Consider the following 15,600-nt stretch of genomic DNA (forward strand, 5'->3'; position numbering starts at 1 on the left):
GCGTGCCGGTCAGGCCCGGCAGGACCGGCACGACACCCCCGGGGGTCAGACGGCGGCCAGCTCGCCCCGGACGCGGCGGAGCTTCTTCATGGGGCCGAGCTCGGAGTCGTAGACGCGCTTGACGCCGTCGCCGAGGGCGGTCTCGATGGTGCGGATGTCGCGGACGAGGCGGGTGAGGCCGCCGGGCTCGACGGAGGCGGCTTGGTCCGAGCCCCACATCGCGCGGTCGAGGGTGATGTGGCGCTCGACGAAGGTGGCGCCGAGGGCGACGGCGGCGAGGGTGGTCTGCAGGCCCGTCTCGTGGCCGGAGTAGCCGATCGGGACGTTGGGGTACTCCTCCCGGAGGGTGTTGATCACCCGCAGGTTGAGCTCCTCGGCCTTGGCCGGGTACGTCGAAGTGGCGTGGCAGAGAAGGATGTTGGCGCTGCCGAGCACCTCGACCGCGTGGCGGATCTGCTGCGGGGTGGACATGCCCGTGGACAGGACGACGGTGCGGCCGGTGGCGCGCAGGGCGCGCAGCAGCTCGTCGTCGGTGAGGGAGGCGGAGGCCACCTTGTGGGCGGGGACGTCGAACTTCTCCAGGAAGGCGACGGCCTCGGTGTCCCACGGGGAGGCGAACCAGTCGATGCCGCGCCTGGCGCAGTGGTCGTCGATGGCCCGGTACTCGTCCTCGCCGAACTCGACCTTGTGGCGGTAGTCGATGTAGGTCATCCGGCCCCAGGGGGTGTCGCGTTCGATGTCCCACTGGTCGCGCGGGGTGCAGATCTCCGGGGTGCGCTTCTGGAACTTCACGGCGTCGCAGCCCGCTTCGGCGGCGGCGTCGATGAGGGCGAAGGCGTTGCCGAGGTCGCCGTTGTGGTTGATGCCGATCTCGCCGACGACGTAGACGGGGCGGCCGGGGCCCGCGGCGCGGGAGCCGAAGGTACGCAGGCGGGGGTCGGGGGTGGTCGTCATGGCAGGAGGCGTCCTTCGGTGCGGGGGTGTACGGGGTGTGGGCTGCGGGTCGGGGTGCGCGTCGCGGTCCGGGGCGGGCTGTGCGGGGTGTGCTCCCGGGCGCGGGTCGAGCAGGGGTGCGAGCAGTCGGGCACGGGCCAGGTCGTGCGGGTCGTCGATCTCCAGGACCCGGGCGGGGTCGGTGGCGACGGGGAGGGTGCGGCCGAAGAACCGGTGCCGGGCGGTGCGGAAGCCCGCGGCGTCCATGGCGTAGGCGGCGCCCGTCTCCAGCAGGTCCTGCGGCCGGTCCTGGCGCCGGGGGCGCAGCGCCTTGTCGTGGTTGACGCCGGCCCCGGAGCCGTCGGCCCCCTCCCGCCAGAGGAACCCGTGGAACGGGGCCACGGTCAGGGCCGAGTCCGCCGCCCCGGAGGCGACGGCCACGGCGACGGACTCGACGTCGGAGGTGGCGAGGAAGGGGCTGGTGCACTGGACGAGGAGGACCACGTCCACGGCGAGGGAGTGCAGTTCCTCGAAGGCGGCGAGCGCGTGCAGGACGACGGCCTCGCTGCTCGCGGTGTCGCCGGAGAGGGCGGTGGGGCGGGAGACGACGTCCGCTCCGGCAGCGCGGGCGGCGGCGGCGATCGCCGCGGAGTCGGTGGAGACCACCACGTCGGTGACGGTCGGCGCGGCCCGGCAGGCCAGGACGGCGCGGGCGACCAGCGGGGTCCCCGCGACCTCGGCGAGGTTCTTGCCCGGGACTCCCTTGGAGCCGCCGCGGGCCGGGATGACGGCGAGGACCCTCACAGCTCCCCCAGCCTGCGGATCACCGGGGCCACGCGCTGCACACCGTGCCGGTACGCCCCGCGGGCCGCCTCGCGCAGGTGGGCGCGGAGCCGGCGGCGCAGCCGGGACTCCCCCGCGGCTGGCCGCACCGCGCCGGGCAGCGGGATGCCGTCGGGCGCGAGGTGGTGGCGGGCGAGGATCCCGGGGAGGTATCCGGGGGCGGTGGTGCGCGTGTAGTAGGGGGCGGGTGAGGGCAGCCGGGCCGCGGCGAGCAATCCGGCGACCTTGGCCCGGGCGACGGCGTAGGGGTCGTGCGCCGCGCCTGCGGCGGCCTCGGCGGACGAACGCGGCGCGGCCGCGCCGGTCCCGGCCGGGTCGGGGCCCGGGCCCGGGCCCGGGAGTACGCCCTGCGCCGCCAGCCAGAGCGGATCGCCGGCCGGCAGGAGCCCGGAGTCGATCTGGTCCCAGGAGGCCAGGCAGCCGGAGCCGAGGAAGTGGTGGTTGCCGAGGGCCTCGCGGATGCCGAGGTCGGTGAGGATCGCCGTCGGGATGGAGCGGTGCAGGGACTCCAGGGCGGCCGTGGAGGAGACGGTGACCAGCAGGTCGGCGCCGTCCAGGACCTCGCCCATGTTTCCGTACACCAGGCGGCAGTTGGCGGGCAGTCCGCCCGGGATCCGCTCCGCGAGCCGCTGGTAGGGCTGCTCCTCCAGGTGCGTGGTGTGCTCCCCGGGCTTGCTGCGCAGCTTGATCAGCACCTCCCGGTCGGGGTGCAGCCGCGCGTGTCCGGCGGCCCGTTCCAGCAGGTAGGCGCGGTCCGCGCGGCTGTCGGGCACGGAGGGCTGGACGGCGAAGACCACCGTGTGGGCGCGGCTCCCGGCCGGCTCGTACGGCGCTCCGCCCAGGAAGGGCAGCGCGGTCTCGGTGACGGCGGCGGCGTCCGCACCGACGCCCTCGTACACGGCGCGGAAGCGCTGGGCGTCGTGGCGGGAGTTGGCGAGGACGAGGTCGGCGCCGTGCCGCAGCAGCAGCCCGTCGGCGAGCTTCTCGTACACGACGCCCACGTAGCCGGTGACGAGTACGGGGCGCCGGGCCGGGGCGGGCCACAGGGCGCGGGCCCCGTGCAGGACGGCTTGGACGGCCCCTCCGACGAGCGCGAGGACGACCACGTCGTAGTGCTCGCCTTCGATCTCGGCGAGGAACTCGGCGCAGGTCACCTCGGACAGCCGGTCGGCCCGCACCCCCACCTCACCGAGCTGGCGCGCGGTGGGCGTGGCGCGGCCGCGCAGCAGGAATCCGGTGAGCTGGTGGTCGGGCACGAGACGGCGGGCGGTGAGTGCGCCCCATTTCCATCGCGTATCGGAATCGGCGAGTACGGCGACGCGTTTGCGTTCTGGCACGCGGCAGAAGCTATTCCGCAATTTCGGTGATCGGCCCAACGACCGCACAACAGCGGGTTAACAACGTGTCGACCAAATGCGAAAGCGGACGGGTTAACTCGCCCGCCCCGCGCCGTTCACATGGAATCCGCATCCGGGCCACAGTGAATGCCGGGCGGCACCCTAATGTCTCGCTGGTGCCCAAGCTCTCCGTCGTCGTGCCGTTCTACAACGTGCAGACATACGCACCGGATGCCCTGAAGAGTCTCGAACTCAACGCCCGGGAGGATTTCGAGTTCCTGCTCGTCGACGACTGTTCGACGGACGGGACGCCCGACCTGCTGGAACGGGCGGCGCGCGAGCTGCCGGGTGCGGTGCACCTCAGACACGCGCGCAACGGCGGACTGGCCACCGCGCGGAACACCGGTCTGGACGCGGCCCGTGGCGAGTACCTGGCCTTCCTGGACGGCGACGACTGGCTGGCGCCCGGCCACCTGGCCCGCACCCTGGCCGCCATAGAGGCCCTGAGCTGTGATTTCGTCCGAACCGACCATGTGAGGTGCACCGGCCGGACGCGGAGCGTGCAGCGTGTTCCCTTCGGCCCGCAGTCGGTGGTCGCCGCACCGCGCACCGCGATCCTGCCCGCCGACCGGGCCACCTCGGTGGACTATCCGTACGCCTGGGCCGGGATGTACCACCGGCGGCTGCTGGACCGGGGGGTGCTGCACTTCACCGACGGGCTGCGGACCGCCGAGGACCGGCCGTGGATCTGGCGGCTGCACCGGGAGGCGGCGTCCTTCGCCGCGGTCGGGCTGCCCGGCGTGTTCTACCGGCGCGGGGTTTCCACCTCATTGACGCAAGTGGGGGACGAACGGCAGCTCGATTTCATCCGCGCATTCGATCAAGTACTCGCGGAAGTCATTGCCGACCGGGAATGCGACCGGCTGCTCCCGAAAGCCGTCCGGACCTATTGTGCAATGATCGCCCACCATTTCGGGTCCATCGAAAGGTTCGAGCCGGACGTGGCCAAGAAACTCCGCCTCATGAGCACGGCCGCGCTCGGCCGCATGCCGCAGGACGTACTGGACCGGGTGCTGGACTCGATGGACGCCGAACGCTCCACCGTGCTGCGCCGCCTGCGCACGGGCCGCCGCACCGCCCCGTCGGGGGCGAACGCCTGATGCCCACCCAGATCTTCCTGGCCTCCACCCTCTACGGCGCGGCCACGCTCGCGGCGGGCATCGACGCGGGCTCCTTCCCGCCCGCCGGCCGCCGCATCCTGCTGACCAGCAACCACGCCGTCACCGCCGAGGTCACCCCGGGGCTCACGGACATGCCGGGCTTCGCCCGCCGCCCTGCGCTCGCGCTTCGACGAGGTCCTGGACTGGAACCGCGTCATCGAGCCGCAGCACCCGAGCACCTGGGCCCCGCGCGCGGAGGACGTGCCGGTCTGGGAGCGGCAGCTGCGCATGCTGTGGAAGCTGGGCGAGGACCGGATCGAACTGATCGTGGAGTCCCTCCAGGTCCCGCCCGCCCAGAGCCTGTGCCGGCTCTTCCCGGGCGCGGCCGTCGACGTCTACGCCGACGGGCTCATGAGCTACGGACCCACCCGCTTCCGCCTCGACCCGCAGCTCGGGATGCGGGTGCGGCGGGTGCTCCACCTGGACCTGGTGCCCGGGCTGGAGCCCCTGCTGCTGACGGAGTTCGGGGCGCGGGTGGAAGTGGTACCGACGGAACCGTTCCTCAAGGTCCTCGCGGAGCTCGCCGACGCCACCGAGGTGGAGGCCGCCGGACCGCCCCCGGCCCTCCTGCTGGGCCAGTACCTCTCGGCGCTCGACCTGATGACCCTGGCCGAGGAGGAGGAGCTGCACGTGTCGATGGTCCGGGGCGCGCACGCCCTGGGCCACCGGGAGCTGGTCTTCAAACCGCACCCCGGCGCCCCGGCCGCGTACTGCCGCCGGGCCGAGGAGGAGGCCGGGCGGCTGGGCGCCCGGCTGACCGTGATGGCCGCCCCGGTCCTGGCCGAGACCCTCTACCAGCGGCTGCGCCCCGCGCTGGTCGTCGGCTGCTTCTCCACCGGGCTGCTGACCGCCGCCACGCTGTACGGGCTTCCGGTGGCGCGGACCGGGACCGGCGCGGTGCTGGCCGCGCTGACCCCGTACCCGAACAGCAACCGCGTTCCGCTGGCCCTGGTGGACGCCCTGCTGCCGGACCTCGCCGACGCCGAGGCGGTGCGTACCTGGACGCCTCCGACGCCCGAGCAGGTCCGCGCGGAGCCGGCCGCGCTGCTGACCGCCGTCGGGTTCACCATGCAGCCGCAGATCCTGGCCGCGCGCCGCCCGGCGGCCGAGGCCTATCTGGCCAGGCACCTGACCCCGCGCACCCGGCGGTACTTCACCCGCCGCCGGCTGACCGCGCTCGGCCTGCCGGGCGGGATCCCGGCGCAGCTGTCGTTCCTGCCGCGCAGCCGGGCGGTGCGCCGGGTCGTGCGGCGGATGGGGGGGCTGCGCCGCGTCGTCAGCTGAGGGGCCTCAGCTGACGGCGAGCTTGGCCGCGAAGCCGAGGAACAGCACGCCCGCCGCCGAGGTGGCCCCGGCCGACAGCCGCTTGCGGCGCCGGAAGGCCGCCGAGAGCCGGGTCCCGCCGAAGATCAGCATCGTCAGGTACAGGAAGCTGCCGGTCTGCAGCAGCCCGCCCAGGACCAGGAAGGACAGCGCCGGGTAGGCGTAGGACGGGTCGACGAACTGCACGAAGAAGGACATCAGGAAGAGGATGGCCTTCGGGTTGAGAAGGCTGATCAGCAGCGCCCGCCGGTAGGGCCGCTCGTTCTCGGCCGGATCGGCGGGGACGGCGGCCTCCGTCTCGGTCCGCTCCGCGCGCGTGCGCCACAGCGCCCAGGCGCCCCGCATCATCCCCACGGCCAGCCACGCCAGGTAGCCGGCGCCGAGGAACTTCACCACGGTGAACACGAGCGGGCTCGCCCGCAGCAGTGCCCCGGCGCCCACCGCGGTCAGCAGCATGAGCACGGCGTCGCCGGTGAACACCCCGGCGGCGGCCTTGTACCCGGTGCGCACCCCGCGGCGGGCGGCCACGGAGAGGACGTAGAGGGAGTTCGGGCCCGGCAGCAGAATGATCAGCACCAGGCCGGCGAGATAAGTCGGAAGATCTGTCACACCCAGCATGCGCAGGAGTGTCCCACAAGGTTGCACCTGTCGCGCCAGTCTGTTTCACCAGGTGGAACCGGTCGGCTCGTACGTCCCCCACACCTCCCGCAGCGCCCCGCACACCTCCCCCACCGTGGCCCGGGCCCGCAGCGCCTCCTTCATCGGGTACAGCACGTTCGCCGTCCCCGCCGCCGCCTCCTTCAGGGCCGCGAGCGCCGACGTGACCGCCGCCCCGTCGCGCTCCGCCCGCAGCCGGGCCAGCGCCGCGCACTGCCGCGCCTCGATCGCCGGGTCCACGCGCAGCGGCTCGTACGGTTCCTCGCGCTGCAGGGTGAAGCGGTTGACCCCGACGACCACCCGCTCCCCGCTCTCCGTCTCCTGCGCGATGCGGTAGGCGTTCCGCTCGATCTCGGCCTTCTGGAACCCGGCCTCGATCGCGGCCACCGCCCCGCCCTGGTCCTCGATCCGGCGCATCAGCGCGAGCGCCGCCGCCTCCAGTTCGTCCGTCATCCGCTCCACCGCGTACGACCCGGCGAAGGGGTCCACGGTGTGCGGGACGTCCGTCTCGTGCGCGAGGACCTGCTGGGTGCGCAGGGCGAGGCGGGCGGACTTCTCGGTCGGGAGCGCGATCGCCTCGTCGAAGGAGTTGGTGTGGAGCGACTGGGTGCCGCCGAGGACGGCGGCCAGGGCCTGCACGGCCACCCGTACGAGATTGAGCTCCGGCTGCTGCGCGGTGAGCTGGACCCCGGCCGTCTGGGTGTGGAAGCGCAGCATCAGCGACTTCGGGTCCCGTGCCCCGAACTCCTCCCGCATGACGCGGGCCCAGATCCGCCGGGCCGCGCGGAACTTCGCGACCTCCTCCAGCAGGGTGGTGCGGGCGACGAAGAAGAAGGAGAGCCGGGGCGCGAACTCGTCGACCGCCATCCCGGCCGCCAGGGCGGTACGGACGTAGGCGATGCCGTCGGCGAGGGTGAAGGCCACCTCCTGCGCGGGCGAGGCGCCGGCTTCGGCCATGTGGTAGCCGGAGATGGAGATGGTGTTCCACCGGGGGATCTCGGTCCGGCAGTAGCGGAAGGTGTCGGCCGTCAGCCGCAGCGAGGGGCCGGGCGGGAAGATGTACGTCCCGCGCGCGATGTACTCCTTCAGGACGTCGTTCTGGACCGTCCCCGTGAGCTGTGTGCCCGGAATGCCCTGTTCCTCCGCCACCAGTTGGTAGAGCAGCAGGAGCAGCGCGGCGGGCGCGTTGATCGTCATCGAGGTGGAGACCCGGTCGAGGGGGATCCCGTCGAACAGCGTCCGCATGTCGTCGACCGAGTCGACGGCGACGCCGACCTTGCCCACCTCGCCCTGGGCGAGCGGGGCATCGGAGTCGTGTCCCATCTGGGTCGGCAGGTCGAAGGCGACGGACAGCCCGGTGCCGCCGCCCTCGATGAGCTGCCGGTAGCGGGCGTTGGACTCGGTGGCGGTGCCGAAGCCGGCGTACTGCCGCATCGTCCACGGCCGGCCGGTGTACATGTTCGGATAAATCCCCCGCGTGTAGGGGAAGTCGCCCGGCTGCCCGAGTTCGGCCGCCGGGTCCCACCCCGTCAGGTCGCCCGGTCCGTAGACGGGTTCGATGGGGATGCCGCTCTCGGTATGTGCCATGTGACGTAGTCCTCCGTGGAGCAACCGGGCCCGGGACTGGTAGAACCTCCCCGAGCCACCGCTGGGGTGCCCAGCCGCGAACCGCTTCGTAAGGCTGCGGACGACTGCCGGTCACAATGGCGCAACATCCCGGAGCCGAGTGCAACTGTCCACGCACGCGGAGCATCACCTAGATACACGACGTAGAAACCGGGGGGACTGCAATGCAGCGCCAGAGAGTCATAATCCGCACGTTCGGGGTGGCAACCGCCGTCGCACTCGCCGCGACCGCCTGCGGACCGCAGAAGACGGAGCCCGTGGCCTCCTCTTCCTCGGTTTCGTCCTCGCCCACGGCGGGCACCTCCCCCGAAGCCTCCCCCTCCACCGACAACAAGCCCGGCGAGACCTCGCCGTCGCCGTCCGCCTCGGCCTCCGCGTCGGCCTCCGCCTCGGCCTCCCCTTCGCCCTCGGTGAAGCAGGTCATGGCCAACGGCGACGAGAACGACCAGGTGCGCGAGCTGCAGGCCCGGCTGCGGCAGCTCAAGCTGATGTCGGTCGCGCCGACCGGCTTCTACGGCTCCAAGACGACCGCCGCGGTCAAGACCTTCCAGTCGAAGAACGGGCTGACCGCCACCGGTTCGGTCGACGATGCCACCTGGAAGAAGATCCAGAGCGCCAGCAAGAAGCCCACCGCCGACGAACTGCGCCCGTCGACCGTCAACGAGGTCGACGCGCCGGACCCGCGCTGCATGACGGGCCGCGTCATGTGCATCAGCAAGGAGAGCCGCACCCTCGCCTGGATGATCGACGGCAAGGTCGTCTCCACGATGGACGTGCGCTTCGGCTCGGAGAACACCCCGACCCGCGAGGGCGTCTTCGACGTGGGCTGGAAGGCCAAGGAGTGGACGTCGACGATCTACCACACGCCGATGCCGTACGCGATGTTCTTCAGCGGCGGCCAGGCGGTGCACTACTCGGCCGACTTCGCGGCCCGCGGCTACAACGGGGCCTCGCACGGCTGCGTGAACGTCCGGGACAAGGGCAAGCTGTCGGCGCTGTTCGACCAGGTGCAGGTCGGCGACAAGGTCGTCGTCTACTGGTGATGCCGCTGCGGCGGCCGGGAGCGGGACCGGTGTCCGGTCCCGCGAAGCCCTGTGCCCGGGGCGCGGGACGTACCCGCGGGCCGGGGCCGGAGGTCTGAAGTAATGGGCGCGGGCAGGGCCGGGGGAACGTGCCCCGCCCGCGCCGGTTGCGCAGAGCCCAGGGGTACGGGGGGAACCCCGGCTCATGCGCGGCCGATGACCAGTCGGCTCGATATGTACTGCGCCACCGGTTCGAAAAGTGTTACAGGCAGGTCAGCACATGTATCAGCGGGCGGTGCGCAGGTCGGTCGAACCCTGCGGAGCCGACGGCGTCAGGGTCGGCGCGCGGAGCGTCCGGCCCTCCAGCGGGGTGTCGGTGTGCTTGCCGTCGGCGGAGCCCCCGTCGTCGAGCACCGCCTTGCAATAGTCCGGGATCCGGGTGAGGCCGTTGGCCAGGCGCGAGAGCCGGTCGCGGCGGGCCTCGTCGAGCCGGCCCGCCTTGAACTCCTGGCAGAGGTCCGCGACCTTGAGCCGGGTCTCGCCGTCACGGTCGCGATCCCTGCCGCCCGTGCCGCCGCCGAAGGTGTCCCGGTCGCCGTCCTTGGCACCCGTACCGCCCACGGCGGCCGTGCCGCCCTGGAGGTCCCTGCCCGAACCGGCCGTCGCCGACGAGCCCGAGGAGGTGCCGGCGCCCGCGCCGGTCCCGGGTGTCGCGGCACGGCCGTCCGTATACGGCGGCTGCGCCGCGCCGGTGGCGGCCGTCGGATTCGAGCCACTGGGCAGCGGGGTGGGCGTCGGCTTCGGGCCGGGGCTCGGGGCTCCGCTTCCGATACCGGGGGCCGGGTTCTCGCCGGCGCTCACGGACATCGCCGGGCCGGGCCCCGCGCTGTCCTGCCGGGACCGCTCCAGCAGTCCGGCGCCGGCCGCGGCGGCCAGTCCGCCGACGGCGACACTGGCCAGGGCCGCCGCCAGGCCGAAGCTCACGGCCCGGCCGCGCCGGCGGGCGGGCGCGGGCACGACGACGCGGCCGAGGTCGACCAGCGGTTCGGCGTACGCGGCCGCCACGGGAGGTGCCGCGGAAGGGCGCGCGCCGCCGCGCGCCGCACGGAAGGCGGCCACCGCCGCGGCCTCGCCGGGCGCCTCCGCTCCCGCGGGCAGCGGTCCGTTCACGCCACCCAGGGCGTCCAGGGCGGCACGCAGTCGGGCGGCCTCGATGCGGGCACGCTGATCGGCGGCCGGCCCCACAGGTTCCACCGGTTCGCCGCGCAGCAGTTTTTCCGCCGCGGCTTCGTCCAGCCACCTGTTGCGCTCGTCGGCCATCACATGTCCTTCTGCGTCCGCCAACGTGAATCCGTCACACCGGTTTGCTCTGCGAAGCCCCCGCCCCGGCCGCGTTGCGCGGGTACGGCGTCGAGATCCCTCCCGCCCCCGCCGCCCCATGCCTGGCCACGGGCATTATGGCCGACCGCCGGGCCCGGATCCGCGCCGGTGTCCGGTTCCGGATCGAAGCCGCCCTCCGGACCGAGCAGCTCGGCCAGTTTCTTCAGGCCCCGGTGGGCCGCGGTCCGGACCGCGCCGGGCCGCTTGCCCAGGGTCTCGGCCGCGCTCTTGGCGTCCAGCCCGACCACGACCCGCAGGACGACGGCCTCGGCCTGGTCCTGCGGGAGCTGCGCGATGAGCGCCATGGTCCGTCCGGTGGAGAGGGACTCCATGGCCGCGCCCGCGGTGTCGCACTCGCCGGCCCAGCCCGTCAGCTCGGTGTCGTCGCCGCCGATGGCGGGGCGGCGGCCGCGCATGCGGATGTGGTCGAGGGCGCGGTTGCGGGCGATCCGGGCGGCCCAGCCGCGGAAGCGGTCGGCGTCGCCGGTGAAGGAGTCCAGGTCGCGGGCGATCTGCAGCCAGGCCTCGGAGGTCACGTCCTCCGCGTCGCCGTCGCCGACGAGCGTGCGTACGTAACCGAGCAGCCGTGGGTGCACGGCGCGGTACACAGCACGGAACGCGTTCTCGTCGCCGTCCTGTGCCGCGAGCACCGCGGCGGTCAGCTCCGCGTCGTCCCCCAGCAAAGTCCCCAACCCGTTCACTGTCCTGTACGTGTGGCGCAAATCAGCACGTTACGGCTTTCAAGCACCTCTCGTCCACGAGTGATACAACGTGCAACCAATCCTGTGCGGAGCGAGGTGTGACACAAAACGCACCCGAGGCGCTGACAGGGGTACGGGCTTGTCGCACGAGCCCGTGACGGATGGCGGCCGGGGCCTCTCCTGTGGGGGGTGGCGGCCTCGGTCGCCCTCCTCCCCTCCCCGGGGCCCTCACCATGCCTGCCCGTGGCGCTCACGTCATCCTTTCGGCTCACTTCCGGGTGAAATCCCCGAATCGGTACGACACACCCTGCCCTGCGTCGATAGCGTGGCGGTACACCCCCGCCGCGCCCCGAGGAGCCCCCTGCTGTCCAGCCACTTTCCGGCACAGGCCCCGGGGCGCACCTCCCGGACCGGCACCGGGGGAAGCCCCGACCCCGCCCACGGCTTCGGACTGACCCGCTTCAACGCCCTGTCCCCCGAAGCCGCCCGGGCCGTCCTGCTGCACTGCTGCGGGAGCCGGCGCTGGGCGCACCGGGTGGCGGCGCACCGCCCTTACCCGGATCCCGGGGCCCTGCTCGCCGCCGCCGACGAGGCCTCGTACGACCTCTCGCAGGGCGATCTGAGCGAGGCGCTGGCCGCGGAGTGCTCGGCGGAGCTGGAGCACGGGGCCCCGTACGCCGCGCTGCTGGCCCTCGACGCGGCCCACGCGGAGTACGAACGGAAGTTCGGCCACGCCTTCGTGATCTGCCTCGACGGCCATCCGCCGGAGGAGCAGGCCGACCAGCTGCTGGGCGCGATCCGGCGGCGGATGGGCCACGAGGTGGACGAGGAGCGCTCGATCTCCGCGGACGAGCTGCGTCGTGTCGCGCAGGCCCGGCTCCGGGATCTGACACGCTGGCTGACCTCGCCGGATGGGCTGACTGCCACGGAAATCGGGCTATTCGCCCCTGTGGGATAGCCCGTACGTGCCTGTTTGATCACACCGATGGCCCCCGCGCAAGGGAACCGACAAAGCGTCGCTACGATGTCCGGGGCCGGAGGACCGTACCCGGCCGGGCCCGACCGACAAAGAAGCCGGCTGGCCCCCGCCCCGCTTCCGGAGGGTTTTCCGTGCCGGCTGGAACGTTGTACCGCGGCCGGGAAGGAATGTGGTCCTGGGTGGCTCATCGAGTCACCGGCGTCCTCATTTTCTTCTTCCTGTTCGTACACGTCCTCGACACCGCTCTCGTCCGCGTCTCCCCCGAGGCGTACGACGATGTCGTGGCTACCTACAAGACTCCGATCGTCGCGCTGCTGGAGTACGGCCTCGTCGCCGCAATCCTGTTCCACGCGCTCAACGGTCTCCGTGTCATCGCCGTGGACTTCTGGTCCAAGGGTCCGCGCTACCAGAAGCAGATGCTCTGGACCGTCGTGATCACCTGGATCGTGCTGATGGGCGGGGCTCTGTACCCCGTCCTGGGCCACGCCTACCTTGAACTGTTCGGGAAGTGACACGCATGTCTTCTGACACTTCTTTCGAAAAGGGCGTCGGTGACGGCGGGTCCGTGTCCGACCTGGCCCTCTACGACGTCGACAACCCGGCGCCGTACATCGAGGCCCCGCGCAAGCGGACCGGCAAGACCCCGCGCTCGACCCGCGGCAACTTCGAGATGGTCGCGTGGCTCTTCATGCGCCTCTCGGGCATCGTGCTCGTCGTCCTGGTCATCGGCCACCTGCTGATCCAGCTGGTGCTCGACGGCGGCGTGTCCAAGATCGGTTTCGCCTTCGTGGCCGGCCGCTGGGCCTCCCCGTTCTGGCAGGTCTGGGACCTGCTGATGCTGTGGCTGGCCATGCTGCACGGCGCCAACGGTCTGCGTACCGTCATCAACGACTACGCGGAGCGTGCCAACACGCGGCTGTGGCTGAAGGGCCTGCTCTACACCGCCACGGTGTTCACCATCCTTCTGGGCACGCTGGTGATCTTCACCTTCGACCCGAACATCCGCTAGGCAACGGGGCTGAGGCGAAACCAATGAAGATCCACAAGTACGACACCGTCATCGTCGGCGCGGGTGGCGCGGGCATGCGCGCCGCCATCGAGTCGACGAAGCGCAGCCGCACCGCGGTACTGACGAAGCTCTACCCGACCCGCTCCCACACGGGCGCCGCGCAGGGCGGCATGGCCGCCGCGCTGGCCAACGTGGAAGAGGACAACTGGGAGTGGCACACCTTCGACACGGTCAAGGGTGGTGACTACCTGGTCGACCAGGACGCCGCCGAGATCCTGGCGAAGGAGGCCATCGACGCGGTCCTCGACCTGGAGAAGATGGGCCTGCCGTTCAACCGCACCCCGGACGGCACCATCGACCAGCGCCGCTTCGGCGGCCACTCGCGCAACCACGGCGAGGCCCCGGTCCGCCGGTCCTGCTACGCCGCGGACCGCACCGGTCACATGATCCTCCAGACGCTCTACCAGAACTGCGTCAAGGAGGGCGTGGAGTTCTTCAACGAGTTCTACGTCCTGGACCAGCTCCTGGTCGAGGAGGACGGCGTCAAGAAGTCGGCCGGTGTGGTCGCGTACGAGCTCGCCACCGGCGAGATCCACGTGTTCCAGGCCAAGGCCGTCATCTACGCCTCCGGCGGCACCGGCAAGTTCTTCAAGGTGACCTCCAACGCGCACACCCTCACGGGTGACGGCCAGGCGGCCTGCTACCGCCGCGGCCTGCCGCTGGAGGACATGGAGTTCTTCCAGTTCCACCCGACGGGCATCTGGCGCATGGGCATCCTGCTGACGGAGGGCGCCCGCGGTGAGGGCGGCATCCTCCGCAACAAGGACGGCGAGCGCTTCATGGAGAAGTACGCGCCGGTCATGAAGGACCTCGCGTCCCGTGACGTCGTCTCGCGCTCCATCTACACCGAGATCCGTGAGGGCCGCGGCTGCGGTCCCGCCGGTGACCACGTGTACCTGGACCTCACCCACCTGCCGCCGGAGCAGCTCGACGCGAAGCTCCCGGACATCACCGAGTTCGCGCGCACCTACCTGGGCATCGAGCCGTACACGGACCCGATCCCGATCCAGCCCACCGCGCACTACGCCATGGGCGGCATCCCGACCAACGTCGAGGGTGAGGTCCTCAGCGACAACACCACCGTCGTCCCGGGCCTGTACGCGGCCGGCGAGGTCGCGTGCGTGTCGGTGCACGGCGCGAACCGCCTGGGCACCAACTCGCTGCTGGACATCAACGTCTTCGGCAAGCGCTCCGGCATCGCCGCCGCGAAGTACTCCCAGGAGAACGACTACGTCGAGCTCCCGGAGAACCCGGCGCAGCAGGTCGTCGACCTCGTCGAGCACCTGCGCAACTCCACGGGCAACGAGCGGGTCGCCGACCTGCGTCTGGAGCTCCAGGAGACGATGGACGCGTGCGTGATGGTGTTCCGCACGGAGCAGACCATCAAGACCGCGGTCGAGAAGATCGCGGAACTGCGCGAGCGCTACAAGAACGTGTCCGTCCAGGACAAGGGCAAGCGCTTCAACACGGACCTGCTGGAGGCCATCGAGCTGGGCAACCTGCTCGACCTGGCCGAGGTCATGGCCGTGTCCGCGCTGGCGCGCAAGGAGTCCCGCGGCGGTCACTACCGCGAGGACTACCCGAACCGCGACGACGTCAACTTCATGCGCCACACCATGGCGTACCGCGAGGTCGGCGCCGACGGCAAGGATTCCGTCCGGCTGGACTACAAGCCCGTCGTCGTCACCCGCTACCAGCCGATGGAGCGTAAGTACTGATGGCCACCCCGACCCTGGACAAGATGGAGGCCGCGGCCGCGGCCTCGCCCTTCATCACGGTCACCTTCCGGATCCGCCGCTTCAACCCCGAGATCTCCGACGAGTCTCAGTGGCAGGACTTCCAGATCGAGATCGACCCGAAGGAGCGCGTGCTCGACGGTCTCCACAAGATCAAGTGGGACCTCGACGGCACGCTGACGTTCCGCCGCTCGTGCGCGCACGGCATCTGCGGCTCCGACGCGATGCGGATCAACGGCAAGAACAGGCTCGCCTGCAAGACGCTGATCAAGGACATCAACCCGGAGAAGCCGATCACCATCGAGGCCATCAAGGGCCTCACGGTGATGAAGGACCTTGTCGTCGACATGGAGCCCTTCTTCCAGGCCTACCGCGACGTCATGCCGTTCCTGGTCACCAAGGGCAACGAGCCGACGCGCGAGCGTCTGCAGTCCGCCGAGGACCGCGAGCGCTTCGACGACACCACCAAGTGCATCCTGTGCGCCGCGTGCACGTCCTCGTGCCCGGTGTTCTGGAACGACGGCCAGTACTTCGGCCCGGCGGCGATCGTCAACGCCCACCGCTTCATCTTCGACTCGCGTGACGAGGCCGGCGAGCAGCGGCTGGAGATCCTGAACGACAAGGACGGCGTGTGGCGCTGCCGCACGACCTTCAACTGCACCGACGCGTGCCCGCGCGGCATCGAGGTCACGAAGGCGATCCAGGAAGTCAAGCGCGCGCTGATCACGCGCCGCTTCTGACCTTCCGGTCCTTCTCGGTACGAGGGCCCCGCCT

General features: G+C 71.5%; 13 protein-coding genes and 2 pseudogenes. 8 read left to right on the top strand and 7 right to left on the bottom strand.

Annotated elements, in window-relative coordinates:
* Positions 1-45: 45 nt before the first annotated feature.
* The 3 genes and pseudogenes from Sspor_RS40625 to Sspor_RS17945 all read right to left on the bottom strand — a co-directional run bounded on the left by Sspor_RS40625 (position 46) and on the right by Sspor_RS17945 (position 3,113).
* The gene (locus tag Sspor_RS40625) at positions 46-954 is read right to left on the bottom strand and encodes an N-acetylneuraminate synthase family protein (RefSeq protein ID WP_237404338.1); all 909 of its coding nucleotides are present in this window, start codon (positions 952-954) and stop codon (positions 46-48) included.
* A 414-nt stretch (positions 955-1,368) separates the two neighbouring features.
* Positions 1,369-1,737: pseudogene (locus Sspor_RS40630) on the bottom strand (acylneuraminate cytidylyltransferase family protein); the annotation flags it as partial.
* A complete protein-coding gene (locus Sspor_RS17945) occupies positions 1,734-3,113 on the bottom strand; it encodes a DUF6716 putative glycosyltransferase (RefSeq protein WP_202200057.1) in 1,380 nt (459 codons plus the stop codon). The pseudogene Sspor_RS40630 and the gene Sspor_RS17945, both read right to left, overlap by 4 nt.
* Positions 3,114-3,289: 176 nt before the next feature.
* Here Sspor_RS17945 and Sspor_RS17950 point away from each other — a divergent pair, with 176 nt between their 5' ends.
* Together Sspor_RS17950 and Sspor_RS17955 are read left to right on the top strand one after the other, a co-directional pair.
* The gene (locus Sspor_RS17950) at positions 3,290-4,273 is read left to right on the top strand and encodes a glycosyltransferase family 2 protein (protein ID WP_202200058.1); all 984 of its coding nucleotides are present in this window, start codon (positions 3,290-3,292) and stop codon (positions 4,271-4,273) included.
* A pseudogene (locus Sspor_RS17955) lies at positions 4,273-5,617 on the top strand (polysialyltransferase family glycosyltransferase). Before Sspor_RS17950 ends, Sspor_RS17955 begins: the two are co-directional and overlap by 1 nt.
* A 6-nt stretch (positions 5,618-5,623) precedes the next feature.
* On the opposite strand, the gene leuE reads toward Sspor_RS17955, so the two are convergent.
* Positions 5,624-6,274 (bottom strand): leucine efflux protein LeuE, encoded by a 651-nt coding sequence (gene leuE, locus Sspor_RS17960; RefSeq protein ID WP_202200059.1) that lies wholly within the window; start codon positions 6,272-6,274, stop codon positions 5,624-5,626.
* A gap of 45 nt (positions 6,275-6,319) precedes the next feature.
* Positions 6,320-7,900, bottom strand: coding sequence for an acyl-CoA mutase large subunit family protein (locus Sspor_RS17965; RefSeq protein ID WP_202200060.1), 1,581 nt, complete (start codon positions 7,898-7,900; stop codon positions 6,320-6,322).
* 203 nt (positions 7,901-8,103) lie between these two features.
* On the opposite strand from Sspor_RS17965, the gene Sspor_RS17970 reads away from it, so the two are divergent.
* Complete coding sequence (locus Sspor_RS17970; protein WP_202200061.1) at positions 8,104-8,982, top strand: L,D-transpeptidase family protein; 879 nt, start codon at positions 8,104-8,106, stop codon at positions 8,980-8,982.
* 264 nt (positions 8,983-9,246) lie between these two features.
* On the opposite strand, the gene Sspor_RS41130 is transcribed toward Sspor_RS17970, so the two are convergent.
* The gene (locus tag Sspor_RS41130) at positions 9,247-10,281 is read right to left on the bottom strand and encodes a hypothetical protein (RefSeq protein ID WP_202200062.1); all 1,035 of its coding nucleotides are present in this window, start codon (positions 10,279-10,281) and stop codon (positions 9,247-9,249) included.
* Complete coding sequence (locus Sspor_RS17980) at positions 10,281-11,024, bottom strand: RNA polymerase sigma factor (protein WP_202203719.1); 744 nt, start codon at positions 11,022-11,024, stop codon at positions 10,281-10,283. Before Sspor_RS17980 ends, Sspor_RS41130 begins: the two co-directional genes overlap by 1 nt.
* 343 nt (positions 11,025-11,367) lie before the next feature.
* Between Sspor_RS17980 and Sspor_RS17985 the strand changes: the two genes are divergently transcribed.
* The 5 genes from Sspor_RS17985 to Sspor_RS18005 all read left to right on the top strand — a co-directional run bounded on the left by Sspor_RS17985 (position 11,368) and on the right by Sspor_RS18005 (position 15,566).
* Positions 11,368-12,000 (top strand): 2-oxo-4-hydroxy-4-carboxy-5-ureidoimidazoline decarboxylase, encoded by a 633-nt coding sequence (locus tag Sspor_RS17985; RefSeq protein ID WP_202200063.1) that lies wholly within the window; start codon positions 11,368-11,370, stop codon positions 11,998-12,000.
* Positions 12,001-12,152: 152 nt separating this feature from the next.
* Complete coding sequence (gene sdhC / locus Sspor_RS17990) at positions 12,153-12,533, top strand: succinate dehydrogenase, cytochrome b556 subunit (protein ID WP_078909238.1); 381 nt, start codon at positions 12,153-12,155, stop codon at positions 12,531-12,533.
* Between the two features lie 5 nt (positions 12,534-12,538).
* The gene (locus Sspor_RS17995) at positions 12,539-13,030 is read left to right on the top strand and encodes a succinate dehydrogenase hydrophobic membrane anchor subunit (RefSeq protein ID WP_202200064.1); all 492 of its coding nucleotides are present in this window, start codon (positions 12,539-12,541) and stop codon (positions 13,028-13,030) included.
* A gap of 23 nt (positions 13,031-13,053) precedes the next feature.
* Positions 13,054-14,808 carry a succinate dehydrogenase flavoprotein subunit gene (gene sdhA / locus Sspor_RS18000; protein ID WP_033219576.1) on the top strand — a complete coding sequence of 585 codons (1,755 nt, stop codon included), beginning with the start codon at positions 13,054-13,056 and terminating at the stop codon, positions 14,806-14,808.
* Positions 14,808-15,566 carry a succinate dehydrogenase iron-sulfur subunit gene (locus Sspor_RS18005; protein ID WP_202200065.1) on the top strand — a complete coding sequence of 253 codons (759 nt, stop codon included), beginning with the start codon at positions 14,808-14,810 and terminating at the stop codon, positions 15,564-15,566. The genes sdhA and Sspor_RS18005 overlap by 1 nt, the downstream gene beginning before the upstream one ends.
* The last annotated feature ends 34 nt before the right edge of the window (positions 15,567-15,600 follow it).

The organism is Streptomyces spororaveus (assembly GCF_016755875.1).
GTDB classification, from domain to species: domain Bacteria; phylum Actinomycetota; class Actinomycetes; order Streptomycetales; family Streptomycetaceae; genus Streptomyces; species Streptomyces spororaveus.

Excerpts from the sequence above, each read along its gene's own strand:
- Sspor_RS40625 (WP_237404338.1), bottom strand. The coding sequence starts at position 954 with ATGACGACCACCCCCGACCCCCGCCTGCGTACCTTCGGCTCCCGCGCC.
- leuE (WP_202200059.1), bottom strand. The coding sequence starts at position 6,274 with ATGCTGGGTGTGACAGATCTTCCGACTTATCTCGCCGGCCTGGTGCTG.
- Sspor_RS17965 (WP_202200060.1), bottom strand. The coding sequence starts at position 7,900 with ATGGCACATACCGAGAGCGGCATCCCCATCGAACCCGTCTACGGACCG.
- Sspor_RS17970 (WP_202200061.1), top strand. The coding sequence starts at position 8,104 with ATGCAGCGCCAGAGAGTCATAATCCGCACGTTCGGGGTGGCAACCGCC.
- Sspor_RS41130 (WP_202200062.1), bottom strand. The coding sequence starts at position 10,281 with ATGGCCGACGAGCGCAACAGGTGGCTGGACGAAGCCGCGGCGGAAAAA.
- Sspor_RS17995 (WP_202200064.1), top strand. The coding sequence starts at position 12,539 with ATGTCTTCTGACACTTCTTTCGAAAAGGGCGTCGGTGACGGCGGGTCC.
- sdhA (WP_033219576.1), top strand. The coding sequence starts at position 13,054 with ATGAAGATCCACAAGTACGACACCGTCATCGTCGGCGCGGGTGGCGCG.
- Sspor_RS18005 (WP_202200065.1), top strand. The coding sequence starts at position 14,808 with ATGGCCACCCCGACCCTGGACAAGATGGAGGCCGCGGCCGCGGCCTCG.